Origin of the sequence: Exiguobacterium sp. s43 (assembly GCF_018617255.1) — a bacterium.
Classification (GTDB): Bacteria; Bacillota; Bacilli; order Exiguobacteriales; family Exiguobacteriaceae; genus Exiguobacterium; species Exiguobacterium profundum.
The window spans coordinates 1-15341 of the sequence record NZ_JACSJT010000009.1; the positions used below are offsets into that span (position 1 = coordinate 1).

Consider the following 15341-nt stretch of genomic DNA (forward strand, 5'->3'; position numbering starts at 1 on the left):
AAAAAAAGCGACTGTATTCGTTTTCGGATTCCCGCCAGCCGTACGAGATATTGTCGCCAGTAAACTTCCTGGCGCTAAATTCGTAGATTTGAAGCTAAAGGGATTGCGACGTAACAAAGCCAAAAAGCGAGATACGAGCGCAGAAAAGCTAGACCAGTACTTACGGGAGTTCGCCGGTGATGAAATACGAACGAAAGATTTACGCGATGCCATCGGAGTTCCGCCGTCCACATTCCGGAAGTTCCGTCACGAGGCAGAAGTAGTGCAAATCTTAAAGGAAACTGGGTGGCGGTTTGCAACTCCGCAACGCCTAGAGAGGGTGACTGGATGAGCGACCACTTGACGATTGACGAGTTGCGAGAAGTGGCGGAGTTGTTTGTGGCGCTATGCGACGCCCCAGCAAATGAGAAAGTGGCGATACTTGGCGGTTTCGAGCGCTTCCCTGCCGATAAATTTGCCAATCATCCGTGGGTGGACCCGCCGTCGATACACAAAACGAGCAGTGCCAAGCGGAAATACCGTGATCACGTCGCGTCTTGGCTTGATGGGCGCCATTCCGATCCTGCTCGCATTGAAAAGATGCTCCGCTCGACCGCCATCCTCAACTTAGCCGGTGAAATCACGCTCGAAGACGACTTTTACGAGGACGACATCATTCATCGGGACCGCACTACTCAAATGCAGCACCTCCATGAGCACGAAGAATGGTCGCTGTCCCTGCGGTATGTCGACCGCTCAACCTGCGCCACAAAGGGCTGTGAGACGGTATGGCTGCACTTGGGCGATGTTCGGGCGTATGCAGACGATTTGGAGGCGGACGGGTGGCGATTGGTTACTGCAAAAGGCGGCAAATACCTGGCCCATGATTCGAGTCTAGCGGTGGTTCGGGTGCAAAATGCCAGCGCTCGCCATTGTTGTGACACCCATCGAAAGCTAAGTTCAGCCAATCCGGATGGAAAAACAAGAACGATACCGATCAAAGAGTCGACGCGGCAAACGTACGAAAAAGAGCTGGTCCAAGACTTCAAAAATACTTACGACCCGTTCCAAAATAGTCTTGGGTGAAGGCGCTAAAACAAGCGAAAAGTGTCCGAAAACTCTCTATAAGTAGAAAGATAGTGCATTTGTGCGCCCGATTGGACTCATTTTCGGGTGTATGCGTGCGTATTATGTCAACCGCTATTAAAACGAACGAACCCAAATCTGAAAGGAAGTGCTTGCTTGAGTGCAAACAACTAAGAGTAAATCTAAGGCCGACTATTATCGGAAGTATCGTAGATCACTAAATGGCCGCGTATCTACCGCAGCCTACGCGACACGACGTCGTTTCCCAGCGAGCGAGACGAAGCCCACCAAAAGCCAACTCGACGACTTACTGGCGATGCAAGACGCCGTCTGCGCGCTTACTGGTCGACCATTTACGAGCGTCGAAGAAATAAGCGTGGACCATTTGCACCCGGTCAGCATCATCGGAGAGACGTCTATTAACGATTTGTCTAATCTCGTTTTTGCGCGCCGTGACGCCAATTCGCGCAAAGGAAAGCGCACTTTGGCGGAGTATTACGCTTTGTTCGCCAAACCGGTATGGACGGAAAACGAGCGATATCCTGCTTATGCGTTCCGCGGCAAGACGAAAGCTGATGTCATCGCCTATTTTGACGCGCTCGCCCAAGCAAAAGGCCGCCCGATCCCCGAAAAAATCGAGATTGCCGACGATTTGCTGCTGTCCGAAGAGTTTTTGGCTCGCGGTGAATTCGTCTATGGATCCACGTGTCGCTTTGAGGGCAAGAAATTGGTCTTTGAAGAAGACTACACCACGCTGATGTGGCGACTTAATGAAAATCCAACGGAGGTGCCCGCATGAAAAAACGACGTAAAAAGCGACAGGATGCACCAAAACCGGTGTCTCTATGCTACCCAGCGCCAAAAAAGCGAGAATCCGCGCCATTTGAGCGTACGAAGGACTTCAAAGCGCGAATTCACGCAGACAAATTAGAGGCGGCATTGATGCGTCGTGACGCCCGATTCCGTCAATTGCAAAAGCGAGGGTACTGATCATGCGCCGACTATCGTATGACCCCAAATGCGAGATGGTCCGTATCACCAACGACCAAATGACAGCAGCAGCCGCCCGTAAGGTGCCTTTTGGCGTTGGCGTGGCGAGCTTTTATGACGACCACGCTACAGAGCGCGTTCACCCGGTGATTAGCCCAACTCCGCTCGAAATGGCGCGACTACTGCTTGACGATATCATGCGTTCAGATGGCGATTATGACGACTTTGAACCGTATCGCGACGAGGATGGCGACTGGATTGCCCCGTTGCCGCCAATTAAGCCGGAATATATCGTGGTCAGTCCGGAATTGACCGGGATTGAGCGATACTACGGGGATTGCGTGGTGTTCCGTTATGAGTAGATTTATGTCGTACAATCGAGCGCCGAGCGGGCTTATGCTCCTCAAACCAGCGCCAATGCCTGTACCACCCGTACCTAAAAGTGCGGAAAAACCGAAAAGGAAGGTGCCAACTATGGCAAAACTTAATCTCAATCAAATCAAAGAAATTAGTGCTGAATTACTGGATTGGAAACGTAAAGGACTCACTGCTGCGACAATCGCCGCTAAGGAACAGCTACAAACCGATATTCTATTAATTAACGGGGACCCGATGTTAAAGGGTTTTGATGGCGAGAAAGCCCGCCTTAATGCCTATGCCAAGGCATTTAAACCGTTAGTTGATAAGCACGCTGAGATGCTGAAAAAGCAAAAGCAGGCTCGCGAGTCGTTACAAACCGCAGCCAACGAAGTTCTTGGTGCGGAGCCGCCGGCACCTAGCGCGACGCAACAGCAACTGTTTAACTCGGCTGCCCTTGAACTGCGGATTGCTTCTCGCACGGCGAGCGATGCTAAACAATTTTTCGCAGCCGTTGATTCGTTGATCGCGGCGACTGGCGGTAGTGCCGCTTTATATCGCCAAATCGACGTCGATGCGATTCTTGACGGGTTTGACCGCGTTAATGCAAGCACACTACAAAGTAACGACAAGTTAGCCAATACAACGGATATCAAGCGAGTTATCGCGCAGCTCGAAAAGGGTCGCTTTACCGCAGAGCAAAACGAAGCTAAAGCTTTGCTGGCTGATGCCGCTTTTTTCGAGTCGCCACTATACGTCGGCGAATTGCATGAGAATGTAATTGCCGAACAAACGGGATTAGTGGGCGCGGCATTCCGATCTACTGGTCACAATGCTAAAGTGGCGCTGGATAACCCCGACAACTACAAATTGTTCCTGGACGCCTTGCATCAGGAAGAGTTTGCATCCTATGTAGTGGGTCGTAAAAACAAGAAAATTTATGACCACGAAGTCGCGCAATCAACTAAGTTGCGACAATATGAGGACGTGATCATGGTGTCGGACGGGCGTAAATCTATTGATATCGATACTTCGGAGGTAACTGAGCAATGAGAATCCTACAATCAGACACTGGCAGCTACTTAGAGCATAGCGTCGAGGTGCTGGAGCGGAAGGAGCGCTTTGGCGTAACGAACGAGGCGATTAATGCTCGTTACGTAGCGTTAGAATTAGACAAAGGAGCTATCAAAAAGCCAACAGCGGACACATTGGAACGAGCGGAGGCTAAAGCTTTATCATGTGGTAAAGACAGCGACTATATTGCTGACTATTTCGCGCTGTGCCGCTCATTTTGCGAGCAATTCAGAGCTGTCGAATTAAACTAGAGTCTATAACCGAAAACAGTCGTTGACAACGTCGATATAAAAAGGTAACATTACAGACCCTAAAAAGCTTGCAAGTCTAATATTGCTTGGATACAATGGAGTTATCATTTCAACCGTATTAAAAACGGGAGTTTACTTAATTACTTGCCACTTATGTTACTTAATTACCGAATTAGGGTAACTTGAGATACAAAAGGGTAAGGACACACAGTGATAACCGTTTGTGATGGTTGATAATGTGTTCTCGGATACGAGACTTTATTTAAGAGGAGTTTGTCTGGAAAAGAAAAAAGACGCACAAGCTGCTAACCTTGTACGTCCGACTCTTATAGTTACCAGCTATTAGAGTCAAGGTATTCTACTTTTCAATCAGAGACAAACGCAACCCCGCAATGCGAATCTACGTTCTATAGTGCTGTTTCCTTCGTGATGGTAGGAGACATTGCCTACATTGTGCGGAATTTAATGCGACGGACGGTTTGGATCATGCGGATTCCTTCCGTCTTTTTCATTTGAGTCCGATTTTGGGTCCGATTTTGAAGACTCTCGCCAATTCTTGATAGTCTTGGCGATGTTAAGGAGTTTTTCCACACACTGCAAAGCTACATGAATAGCTGTAAGCAATGGTGTCAAACCCACCAACATGACGAGCATCGGATGAGTTCCCGCAAAAGTAATGAAGTCATTCATCCACAACACCTCCTCTCTGCTCAGAAATCGAGCGAATGAGCGAGGTCGAAGCTTATCTCCCCTCTACTAAGATAGAAGGGACCTATGTATGCAATTATACAAAGATAGAAGATTGGCTGACAAGTGTTTGGCATAAAAATGAAGTCGAAATTATTCAAAGCCAAATTCTTGATTCTAAACCAATTTTTTTAATCCGGCAATAAATTTAGTTCGACAACTCTATTGGAATCTTTCAGTACACCGGTACCCCTCCCGTACTGTAGTTACGCTTTTCAACGCATTTAAAACGCTATCTTCCGCATGATTACGCCTGCTATTATCTTAGTGAGGTGATGATCATGCGGATTTTTGTGCACGACGCCGAAATTTTACGGCTTACTATGTCATACAACGTCAATCAGGATGAAATTGCCCATTTGGGTGGTGTTATTGGAGATTTAGCCGATACTCAACGTCGCGCGCTAGTTGAACGCAGCCGGGGCGCAATAATTGAGTATTGGCGGACTTTTTATCGAGATTTTTTAAGTGGTGCGGTCGACATTGACGCTGACGGACTTTTCCAGTGGGAGTTCGACTTGCAAGACTATAATTAGAGCAGACATACAAAGTGTGACAATGAGCGCTTCCCTTCGCAGGGTGGCGTTTTTTTTGTATTTAAAAAAGGAGTGAGAGTAAACATGATGCAGTTACAAGGGGTTATATCCCTAAAGGACGCCTTTTCATCGCCGATGAAGCAAGCAACAGCGTCGATGCAGACATTTCAGAACCAAATGAAGCAAGCTACCGATGCAACCGGAAGACTCCGGGACGCCAACGGGCGATTCGTAAAAGGCGGTAAGCAGGCGACCGGTATCTTCGATGGACTGACAAGATCAGCGGGAGGTTTCGCAGGTATCGCAGGCAGCTTACCTGGGGCAGTCGCCGGAATTGGCGCAGGTATGGCGGCACTTGGCTCGTTAAGTAAGGCTGCCGAATTCGAGGCGCAGATGAGTTCAATCAGTGCCGTAACGGGCGCAAGTGGTGCGGAGATGAAGAAATTGACGGATTTAGCGATGGATCTCGGCTCGAAAACTAGCTTTAGCAGTCTCCAAGCTGCTCAGGGCCTCGAGGAATTGCTCAAAAGCGGTCTGACTCCGGCACAAGTGCAGGCGGGTGGACTGGAATCGGCACTTAACCTCGCATCTGCAGGTGGACTAGAGCTCGCCGAAGCAGCCGAAATCATGTCGACGGCACTAAACTCGTTCAAAGCGGACGGTATGAGCGCTTCGCAGGCGTCCAACATATTGGCGGGAGCGGCCAATGCGTCTGCCACGTCGGTAGGTGAGCTGAAATACGGCCTCTCAATGGTATCTTCGGTTGCAAGCGGGATGGGCGTCAGTTTCGAAGACGTCAATACAGCATTGGCGGTCTTCGCTCAGAACGGGCTACGCGGATCGGACGGAGGTACGTCGCTAAAAACGATGCTTATGAACCTTTCACCAGCAACGAAAGCCGCCAGCGAGCAAATGATGGATTTAGGCCTAGTCACTGCTGACGGTACCAACAAGTTCTTTGATGCCCAGGGGAATATGAAGTCGATGGCTGACATCGCAGGACTACTCAAAACGTCGCTATCCGGACTCAACGCCGAGCAACGGACGAACGCCTTACGGACCATGTTCGGAGCCGACGCGATCCGTGCTGCAAACGTCCTGTACAAGGAAGGCGCTGACGGCGTCAAAACGATGAATAAGGAAATGTCGAAGGTAACGGCGATGGACGTCGCCAAGGAAAAGATGAACAACGCCAAAGGCGCGATGGAGCAGTTAAGTGGCGCTATGGAGACGTTACAGATTGCCCTCGGTACCGCCGCATTGCCGGCAGTCAAAGAGTTGGCTACGTGGATGGCGAACTTGACGGAGAAATTGCAAAGTGGTGGCAAATTGTCCGGCTTCACGACCGGAATCAAGGCGCTAGGCAAGGCGCTCGTAGCGCTCAAGGAACCGCTCGCTATAGCGGGTATCGTCACGGCCGTAACGCTCGCAATCAGCGGTCTGGCAACGGTTCTAGGCGTTGTCGTGTCGCCAATTGGTGCCGTCGTAGCGGGAATAGCGCTCGTCGGTTGGGCGTTCATGACGGCATACAAAAAGTCGGAGACGTTCCGAAATGCGGTATCGACCGTGATCACGACGGTGAAAGCGAAGTTTGCCGAGTTCAAGGCGTTCTTTGACGCGAACGGCAGTCAAATCTTTGATGCGTGGATCAACGCGACTTCGATGCTTCGGGCGGTATTTGCAGCGGTACTTCCGGTGTTACAACAACACTTTGTCAACGTCTTCAACGGAATCAAGGCAGCACTGTCCGGTTTCTTGACGTTCACACAAGGCTTGGTACAGGTATTCACCGGCATCTTTACCGGCGATTTCTCGATGTTGTGGGAGGGCGTTAAGGCGATTTTCGTCGGTGCTTTCCAATTCATCACGTCAGCGTTTTCGACGTTGTTCCTAAACCCGATTAAGACGCTATTCACCGTCCTCTTTACGGTCGTCACTACTGTGGCGCAAACAGGGTGGGCGCTGATCACGGGGCTCTTTGATGCCGGAATCGCAAAAGCCGGACAGTTGGTGTCGATCGGGATGGAGACCATCAAATCGTATTTCGGAACTGGCGTCGATTACTTGAAAACAAAGGCGTCAGACGCGCTAAATCGCGTAAAAGAGGCATTTTCGAGCAAGTTCGAGGAAATCAAAGGCAACGTTAGCGATTGGGCATCACAACTACCCTCTACGCTCTATGACGCTTTTGCCGGCGCAATTGGCGCTTTAAGCGGAATCGGTACGCTTGTCTGGAATCAAATCAAAGACACGCTCCCGTCAATCAGTGACATCACGGACTATGTGACCGGTTTCTTTGGCGGCGGTAGTGGCGGAGGCAAGTCGAGCGGTCGCAAAGCCGACGGCAGCCACGCTAGCGGTGCATTTAGAATTCCGTACAACGGCTATATGGCCAAGTTGCATAGCGGCGAAGCGGTCTTGACCGCCAGCCAAGCGTCCGCGCTGCGAAGTGCTGGCGTCTTACAGCGGTCTAACGGTAACTTGACAACAGTAGATCCACATGCCGGGGCAGTCGCAGTACCGGTTGGTGGCGGGGCACAGCGTCCGTTTTCGATTAACATTGCAAAAATGGAAGTGCGGAATGATAGCGATATTAGCTCGATTGCAACAAAGTTAGCTGATGCGCTAGCTCGCGGTAAAAATGGATAAGGGGTGGTCGTCTTGCACGAAAGGAATAGTGGGATACAGAATTTAATCCATCAAATCCAACAAATCGGCTATAACACGGAGATTAGATTCCTACGCGGAGAGGTCGTAAGCGGCCCTCCATTTTCTTTTCAATTTACGGAGTTAGACATAGAGATTGACGGAGATATGGTGACAATCCTGCCGAGCCTACTGCCTAGCGAAGAGTATGTAACGTTAGTTGTCGATGGTGAGCCGAAGCAAGCGGTGATTCAGCGGGACGGATCGTTGCATGTGGGAGTTGAAGTGCTGGCGCTGTTTGACGAGAATAATGGCGAGTTTTATGTCATCGCGACACTTTAGTTAATTATTTCATATACCGTATTTAAAAATAAAATATGACACTAAGGTATTTGAAATAAGCATTAAGTTGGTTCTTGTAATTGGAAAATTATCTGAAAATGGTTGCATCGGGGCAATGGGAAGCGTTAAAATGTTCGTAACATAACTGAACGACAAAAAAAGCCCACAGCCGAGAAACAGCGTTGGCGCGCTGAATCTTGGACGTACCCGATGCCTCACCATCGAATACGCTTCTCTGCAGACTTTTATAATTGTTGCCCTCATTATACGGCACATAAACTGCAGAAAACAACCCGTTTGCATATTTTTGAGGACATTATCCTCATTTCAACGGAGCGCGTTTCTCGATTAATTGGTCGGGGAAGCGCTCTTTTTCGTTCCTAAAAGGAGACGAGAACGTTGGAAAAACTAACATTGATGCTAAACGACGCCACACTACAATCCCTATCCAACCACGCCAGCAAAGAAGAACTAAACGCCACTTTTGCTGCTCATCGTGACCGAATCAAAGACGAACTAACGAAAACGGAACGTGAAATCTTCTTTATGCTTGCCTGCTACTCGGTCAAATATCCGGGAGTTTCTTGGCTTGCCCATAAAACGATTGCGTCCGATCTAGGTTGTTCGACTAAAACTGTTCAACGTGCCTTCAACAAATTTGTAGCGTTGGGAGCGGTCGAAGTATTTGAAGCTAAACGTACACGAGATAAGCGTCGTACAACGAATATTGTTCGATTTATCAAGGTGACGGAAACTGCTCAAGAAAGCCAATGCCCGGCAAAATGTCCAGACGAAGCAACCGATTTTGTCCAGACAGTAAACACCTCTTTAACCACCAATAACCTAAAAGATTTAAAACCATTCGAAGAGAACGACAGTCAGCGCCCAACAGTCGCTTCTGTGACGAAGAAAGAGTTGGCGAGCGCTTACGACATTCCGGAGCAAATCGTGTACGCCACTAACGCTCTCCGCTTGTCTGACCGGAAGTTTGTCGAACTATTTGCCAACAACGGTGTAGCGCTACGCGACGCCCTCTTCAAGCACGTCACAAACGTCGAAATGACGCCATATTTGGTTCGCTGGGACTTAATGTCGCCGGCGTATTTGAAATGCCTTCAATCTGCAGCCGTCCGTACCGCTTACGTTGCTAAACATTATGGCGTCAAAAACATCGTGGGTTACTTCGTGCGGACGTACTGCGACCTTGTCGAGAAAGAAATGGCGGTGATAAGCGCCGCATAAACCAACAAAAAGGAGCCAACAAACTATGGCCACAAATATCTTAGTTACCGATGCCCGCTATAACGGCAAAGCCAAGCCCGGTCCAAAGCCGAAAACGACGTTGAGTGTCGCTCAACATCAGGCAATCCAATTCATGACGCTCGGTGACGCCAATGGGCGCCCGATGACGGACATCCAAATCGCGGAGGCGTGCGGAGTTCACCGTAATACGGTCCGTGCTTGGCGCCGACAGTCGTTGTTTGAGCAGGCGTATAAGCAAGCTGTAATTGCCACCAGCGCCGACCGCCTATCCGAGATGATTACGGCAATGGCGGACGCGGCGATCAATGACGGTAACGCTCGAGCCGCGCAACTGGTGCTGGAACTCAACGGCATGCTCGGCAAGCAGGCGATCGTGACGGCCAATCCCGCCGACATCACGCTCACTCCGGACGATATCAAGCGACGCTTGGCGCTGATTGACGCCGCTGCGGTGTTTGGCGCAGGCAACCGTAACAAGGCGTTCAAGATTGTGGAGCGTCAACTGGCGACAGTCTGACCTGTGTGATTTGGTGGCGCAGTGTGGCGGTGATTGGCGCCATAATAGAAGGAATTGGGGCGAGGTATGGCGAAAGGTACCGGGAATAGGCGTGCAAATGGCGCTGAATTTTCCGCAGACGCCTTCTGACGGAGACCCTCGGAAAACTTTTTGAGACGCGAATCACCAGTCACAATCGCCATATCCGCCACAATCCGCTCCACTACGCCATTCCTACCGGTATCCGACAGTGATTCATTGTGATTAATATTGTGATCACGGTGGCTACGCTGGCACCGGAACCACCGCCAAATATGCAGGATTCTATTCATCGCCAGTCAGAGGTTGTCGAGCGCAGAGGTACGGTGACCATACAACCGCTTATTCACGATAAACGGCGCTGTTATGCGGTTCTTGCGTGGTTGCATAGAATTGGCGGGTATTGGCCATAATTACGGTAAAATGGTGATTGGCGCTGTTGAGCCATTTAACGACTATTCAACGGTTTACATAATATATATTATCCTTAAAACGCGCTTTTATCGGTAAAATGCGATGAATAATGATGTATACCGTATGCACCGCTGAGCCCCATCCAGCCCCGTCTCCGACCGCCTACCTTCTACACCAACCATGCGCGCATCAAAAATCATGTTTGACCTCGCTGGACCCGCTGCCCCACGTTCAGTACCGTTCCACTCCGCCCCAAGTCGTCATTTTTCGACAAATCCGGCACCCTCACGAAAAATACCGCACATTAAAAATTACTTTTGGCGCACAAAGTCCGCACACAAACGTCATTTAAGGCGTCTAGGAGGCGTTCTAAGCGTTTCTAACGATTTCCCTAGTGTTTGTATGTATCGAACGCCAGAAACGCTTATACGGCGTCCTGTGGCGTCTGGTGCCGTTTATGACCGACATACCGCTTTTTCCTCGACAAACTTCTTAAGAAAACGCCCTATCCCGCTCGACCATACCTAACCCTTCCCCGCAGACGTGACGCCGTTTTACACCGATACCAGCCGACAAAAAACGCCCACAGACGCGAATTATGCGCTGGGGCGTAGTGATTACCGTTAATCGCTCTCACGGAGCGGCTTTTTGTGTTGTTTGACATACTCGAAGTAATGATCAATCGCCATATCGACAATTACGCTCTCGGAAGTGCCGTGAAACTTTTTCAAGTAGTCGAGCTGATCACGGGTACTGTCGGACAGTGTGAACTGCTTCCGCTTCCGACTACGGTTCGGTTCTACGTGCGGTGCTTTTTCTTGCTGCGGTTGGTTTTTGCTCATGATGATTCCTCCTCCGGTGCTCTGTAAGTCCATTTTACGGCATCAGCGTCAAAAAAGATTCAAAAAAGAAAAATAATCACTAGACAGTGTGCGCACAAATGGTGTACATTATGGGTATCAACTATTTAGGAGGCACAAAAATGGCACACAAAAACTCGCCAGTTACACGCATTGAGCAAGTTCGTCCGGGGTTATTCTACATCCATACAATGGGCGGCATCCACTGGGCCAGCGTCAACGTCGTGGCCAAGTTGCTTAACAGATCCGTTGCTGACACTCGCCGTCTCTCGCTCCTCGTTTGTTGATTTATGCGGAATATCAAATTAGTCACCCATAGCGCCAACTATGCGGTAGATTGGTCCTCATGCGCCAACATGAGCGGTCGATATGATTGGGTTGTCGATTATGACATCGAAGAAGAAGTATTGAGCGGTGCCGAGTTATCCCGCAACCTAGCGCTTGAAGTCGCCATCAAAGCGATCACTGACGTCGTGGGCGTCGATTGCGCCGATGAGAGCGTGCTAGAGCGGGAATTAATTAGAGTCACCGACGATACGTACGTAACGGGACAAATCCGTATTACATTATCTAACATCATCACAGCGTAGCGCCAAATGCGCCTCCTGCAACGGGTAAAGTCAATTGCCCGGCCGCCGCCAATAAGTTCTCACGATAATACAAAAAGCAGCCGCGCCAACGACTGCTTTTTTATATTCCAATCATCTTCTGGTCTTACAATTTATAACTATCTAAAATCTCTTCTATGTTACCTGGAGAAGTCATTGCGTGTGCACTGCTGTTTTCGCGTAAACGCCAATATTCTGATTCGCTAATTTTAATACTCTCGATAAATACATAGTGCCTGCTTGCGCTTTGAGATTCTATGTAGTCTTCCATGAAAACCTCTGGGTGCTTGTCAGTATAGTCAAATCGTCTTTCGTATCTTCGCTTTGGATCATTGTAGTCATGAGCGAAGTCGTAAATTATCACATAATATTCCTTGTCAGAATTGCTCATTAAGTCACCTCTTTTTTGAATATTATACCTCTAAATGTATTTTGATGTATAACCTATTTTCGACAAAGAGCATAAGGGGAAACTGCTATCACTCGCCGCGATAGACTAGGCAGAGCCTAGCGTTACGGTGATAGCGCCAAAACTCCGTAAATGGCACGAAATGTGCCGGTAAATCAGCGGTCTGGCACGCTTTGTGCCACCTTATTCCGCCCCGTCACGACCTAGCAATTTGTCGAGCCATGAGCGTTTTATAGGCGTTATATCCGTTGTAGCAGCGGCACTTGATTTTTCTTCTATAGCCTTTAAAGACTCTTCTGTTGCGGTTCTTCCCTCATTAATCTCCTGTTTCAACCCCGCTACCTCCGTTCTTAATGCCCGGATTTCCATAACTAGCCCAGCCAACAGTTCTTTGGTCATTGGATCCAGTGAAACTGAGGTTGGGATATTCTTTTCCGGAAATTCTGAAGCTACGTCTGTAACACCTTCGGATTTTTCGACCTTTGTAGCCTGCTTTTTATGGCGTTCTACTGCGGTTTTTGCCGCTTTGACTACTGTAACGCCAGGCGTTCTCGCCTCGATAAAGAAGCGGAACAAAGTTAGGTCCCGATCAGAGTAAATTCGCTTACCATTGGTGTCATAGTTGAAACGGTACCCAGCGTCCTGGAGAAGTAGCGCCCATTTCCGTAAAGTAGATGATTTTATATCTAGTTTCTCGCAAACATCAGCGCTAGAGTATGTAAATTCATTATTCACAATATGTACCTCCCATCGTTATAGCGTTCCCGTAACGTTATTTGATTTCAGCTTAACACGCGAAGATTTTCTGGTCGAAAGTAAAATTGCTATTGACGAGATAAAATCGAAACGCCCATTTACGCACCTGCCGTTTGGCGGTGCTTTTCTGGGGTCAACTGACGGTAACGTGCGGCGGCTTTTTATTATTTTTAAGTGGCGCGTTGAAAAGCCATGTACAAACATTTTATGAATTAAATGACGGCAAAGTGATGAAAACCGAAAATAACTGTCAATAAATATATATGAGCGACTCAACGAGTGGCTTTTTTATTTTCAGCGAAACCTGCGAATTTGCCAAGTGAGACGGTTATATAGTGTAGAAAGTCGAAAGTGGGCGAGAAATTTTCGCCAAAAGTGGATAATTTTCTGATTTCTGCCCTATACACAGTGATGCTCATTTAATTTCTATCAATCACCAAGATTGAGAAAGGACGTAGATCCATGCTCTATACCAACGAACGACTAACCCCGCAGCAATTCGAGGCCTTCCGCCAGCATCTAAGACTTAGTTACCGGGAAGTGGCGGATTTATCCGGAATCCCGGAAGGTACCGTTAGGGACTACGGCTTTGGGCGCTGCACGTTCGAACGCCGACCGGAATATCACCGCAAACTCGTCGAAGGTTTGCAACGTCAGTACGACGCTGTTGTTAATGGGATACCGCTCAAATAGTTCCAAAGAGCCTTACCATGTCGATTTCATCGGTTTCAATAAATTGAAACATTGTCAGCAAGATATATACCGTATCAACCGTTAAATATTCCGCTTCTCTACTTCTCTATATAGAAAACTTTAGCGCTTTTTACGATTCGTGCGAGGGAGTGTAACGATACTCGCTAGGTTTGTATGGTGAAGCGCATTGGAGGTTATCAAATGCTACAAACAACAAATACCCAACCGGTGGCCACGTTGACCGATGCATGGCTTGACAAGATGCAATCCTACGGCGTCAACGTTTCTACCAATCACGGTATCCAAGCAGTAAAGATTGCCGACGTACTACATCAATATGACGGCAAGACCGCCCATCAAGTAGCTATTCCCGCCGCGGCCGGCTTTGGAAAAAGCGTCATGATCGAAGAGTTTGCCAAATCCGTTGCCCATCGTCCGGACCGTCCGTTACTTGTCGTCAAATTGTTGAAAGAGGAAGTCTCAGCGCTAGTCGACGCGATTAACGAGGTGTCACCAGGTAGCGCGATGGCGGTAAAAGGGCTACGTGACTGCGCTTCAGCCGCTGCCTACCGTGACCAGTTCGATAAAGCTCGCTTCCAAAACGTTATCGTGATGACCCACTCGATGTTCCAACAATCGCTAATGAGCGACAAGCACCGCGATATGTTTGACCGTCGTGTGGCTGGCGTCGGTAAGCGTGGTAATGGCGGGATTCGGCGTCAAATTATCGTCGACGAGGTACCGAATCTCATCATTCAGCACGAATTTACGCTGGCTGACGTCGACAAGCTAATCGAGGATTTGCATTTCGTCGCTGATCGGATGAAGCGTAAGTACCACTCAAGTTTTGTCACCGCAGCAATCGAGCAAATTAAAGAGTTCCGGGACGAGTTCGGCAAATTCGAAGTGGCCCGCCATACTACGCCACGCTTTGGGGCGCTTAATCCGGGGTTCTTTGCACCAACAACGCTCAATATCGCTGTCAAAGCAATACTCGGTTATGACGTATTGGAACGTCTTACTGCGGTAGAGAGCGCCATTAGAGCGGGATTACAGGTCAGTAAGGTCCACCATGTAGTCGGTGGTAGCCGAGTCCCGATGCTCACTGGCCATGTCGTGTATTCGTTGGCTGATTTGGCGTCAGATTTGCCTATGATTTGCTTTGATTTTACTGCTGACGTTGACCCGCGATACTTGGACTTGCCAGGACTCCAGCAACTGGCGCTCAATGACGAAACGGACTACTCGAACGTCACGATCTATTACTCCAACTACAATACTTTCTCCAAGAGTCACCATGAGAAAGAAAAGTCTAAGCGGCAGTTTGTTCAGATTTTGAAGGACGAGGTGTGGCCGCGGCTTAACGGCGAGATGCCGGTCATTACCTTCCACAAGCGATTTTATGACGAGTACATCGAATTGCTCGAAGAAGAAGGGCTAGAATTTGAATCGAAAATCGCTGACACAGGGCGCTCCGACAATTCATTTAGTCACCTTTCTGCTGCCGTAATCTCTGGACCACTCAGCATGACTGCCGGAACTAACACGGCAATTGTCGAGGTCCTTACGTCGGAATCGGTGATTGATTCGTACAAGATTGGCGTCAACGGTATCGAGTATGACGATCCACGCGTCCAATCGTTTGTCGACCGTAACGCTGCGGTTTATATCCTCCAAACGGCGGCTCGTATTCGATATGCCCACGGAAAAAAAGCGACTGTATTCGTTTTCGGATTCCCGCCAGCCGTACGAGATATTGTCGCCAGTAAACTTCCTGGCGCTAAATTCGTAGATT

General features: G+C 48.9%; 17 protein-coding genes. 13 read left to right on the forward strand and 4 right to left on the reverse strand.

All coding sequences use genetic code 11. The features are described 5' to 3' along the window. The 6 genes from KNO79_RS15310 to KNO79_RS15335 all read left to right on the forward strand — a co-directional run. On the forward strand, positions 1–331 hold a 331-nt coding region (locus KNO79_RS15310; RefSeq protein WP_214691702.1), incomplete at its 5' end, for a hypothetical protein. Continuing rightward, on the forward strand, positions 328–1065 hold the full coding sequence (locus tag KNO79_RS15315) for a hypothetical protein (protein ID WP_214691703.1): 738 nt from the start codon (positions 328–330) through the stop codon (positions 1063–1065). The genes KNO79_RS15310 and KNO79_RS15315, both read left to right, overlap by 4 nt. 160 nt (positions 1066–1225) lie before the next feature. Beyond that, positions 1226–1864: an HNH endonuclease domain-containing protein gene (locus KNO79_RS15320; RefSeq protein WP_214691704.1), complete on the forward strand. Its 639-nt coding sequence runs from the start codon at positions 1226–1228 to the stop codon at positions 1862–1864. Continuing rightward, positions 1861–2055, forward strand: coding sequence for a hypothetical protein (locus KNO79_RS15325; RefSeq protein ID WP_047794720.1), 195 nt, complete (start codon positions 1861–1863; stop codon positions 2053–2055). Before KNO79_RS15320 ends, KNO79_RS15325 begins: the two co-directional genes overlap by 4 nt. 35 nt (positions 2056–2090) lie before the next feature. After that, positions 2091–2417 carry a hypothetical protein gene (locus KNO79_RS15330; protein ID WP_214691705.1) on the forward strand — a complete coding sequence of 109 codons (327 nt, stop codon included), beginning with the start codon at positions 2091–2093 and terminating at the stop codon, positions 2415–2417. Positions 2418–2529: 112 nt separating this feature from the next. Beyond that, complete coding sequence (locus tag KNO79_RS15335; protein ID WP_214691706.1) at positions 2530–3465, forward strand: hypothetical protein; 936 nt, start codon at positions 2530–2532, stop codon at positions 3463–3465. Positions 3466–4199: 734 nt separating this feature from the next. Here KNO79_RS15335 and KNO79_RS15340 read toward each other — a convergent pair. Beyond that, positions 4200–4427, reverse strand: a complete 228-nt coding sequence (locus tag KNO79_RS15340) for a hypothetical protein (RefSeq protein WP_214691707.1) — start codon at positions 4425–4427, stop codon at positions 4200–4202. Positions 4428–4765: 338 nt separating this feature from the next. Between KNO79_RS15340 and KNO79_RS15345 the strand changes: the two genes are divergently transcribed. The 5 genes from KNO79_RS15345 to KNO79_RS15365 all read left to right on the forward strand — a co-directional run bounded on the left by KNO79_RS15345 (position 4766) and on the right by KNO79_RS15365 (position 9788). Further along, on the forward strand, positions 4766–5020 hold the full coding sequence (locus tag KNO79_RS15345) for a hypothetical protein (protein WP_214691709.1): 255 nt from the start codon (positions 4766–4768) through the stop codon (positions 5018–5020). 84 nt (positions 5021–5104) lie between these two features. Further along, on the forward strand, positions 5105–7669 hold the full coding sequence (locus KNO79_RS15350; RefSeq protein ID WP_214691710.1) for a phage tail tape measure protein: 2565 nt from the start codon (positions 5105–5107) through the stop codon (positions 7667–7669). Between the two features lie 12 nt (positions 7670–7681). Then, positions 7682–8008 carry a hypothetical protein gene (locus KNO79_RS15355; protein ID WP_214691711.1) on the forward strand — a complete coding sequence of 109 codons (327 nt, stop codon included), beginning with the start codon at positions 7682–7684 and terminating at the stop codon, positions 8006–8008. A gap of 399 nt (positions 8009–8407) precedes the next feature. Then, on the forward strand, positions 8408–9250 hold the full coding sequence (locus tag KNO79_RS15360; protein WP_214691712.1) for a helix-turn-helix domain-containing protein: 843 nt from the start codon (positions 8408–8410) through the stop codon (positions 9248–9250). A gap of 25 nt (positions 9251–9275) precedes the next feature. Further along, a complete protein-coding gene (locus KNO79_RS15365) occupies positions 9276–9788 on the forward strand; it encodes a phBC6A51 family helix-turn-helix protein (RefSeq protein ID WP_214691713.1) in 513 nt (170 codons plus the stop codon). A gap of 1055 nt (positions 9789–10843) precedes the next feature. Here the strand turns inward: KNO79_RS15365 and KNO79_RS15370 are convergent. Next, positions 10844–11062: a hypothetical protein gene (locus tag KNO79_RS15370; protein ID WP_214691714.1), complete on the reverse strand. Its 219-nt coding sequence runs from the start codon at positions 11060–11062 to the stop codon at positions 10844–10846. Positions 11063–11370: 308 nt separating this feature from the next. Here KNO79_RS15370 and KNO79_RS15375 point away from each other — a divergent pair, with 308 nt between their 5' ends. Next, positions 11371–11670, forward strand: a complete 300-nt coding sequence (locus KNO79_RS15375; protein ID WP_214691715.1) for a hypothetical protein — start codon at positions 11371–11373, stop codon at positions 11668–11670. 124 nt (positions 11671–11794) lie between these two features. Here the strand turns inward: KNO79_RS15375 and KNO79_RS15380 are convergent, their stop codons facing one another. Then, on the reverse strand, positions 11795–12079 hold the full coding sequence (locus KNO79_RS15380; RefSeq protein WP_214691716.1) for a hypothetical protein: 285 nt from the start codon (positions 12077–12079) through the stop codon (positions 11795–11797). Positions 12080–12280: 201 nt separating this feature from the next. Continuing rightward, positions 12281–12832 (reverse strand): hypothetical protein, encoded by a 552-nt coding sequence (locus tag KNO79_RS15385; RefSeq protein ID WP_214691717.1) that lies wholly within the window; start codon positions 12830–12832, stop codon positions 12281–12283. A 915-nt stretch (positions 12833–13747) separates the two neighbouring features. Here KNO79_RS15385 and KNO79_RS15390 point away from each other — a divergent pair. Next, positions 13748–15341: hypothetical protein (locus KNO79_RS15390; RefSeq protein WP_214691718.1), on the forward strand; the 1594-nt coding region annotated here is incomplete at its 3' end.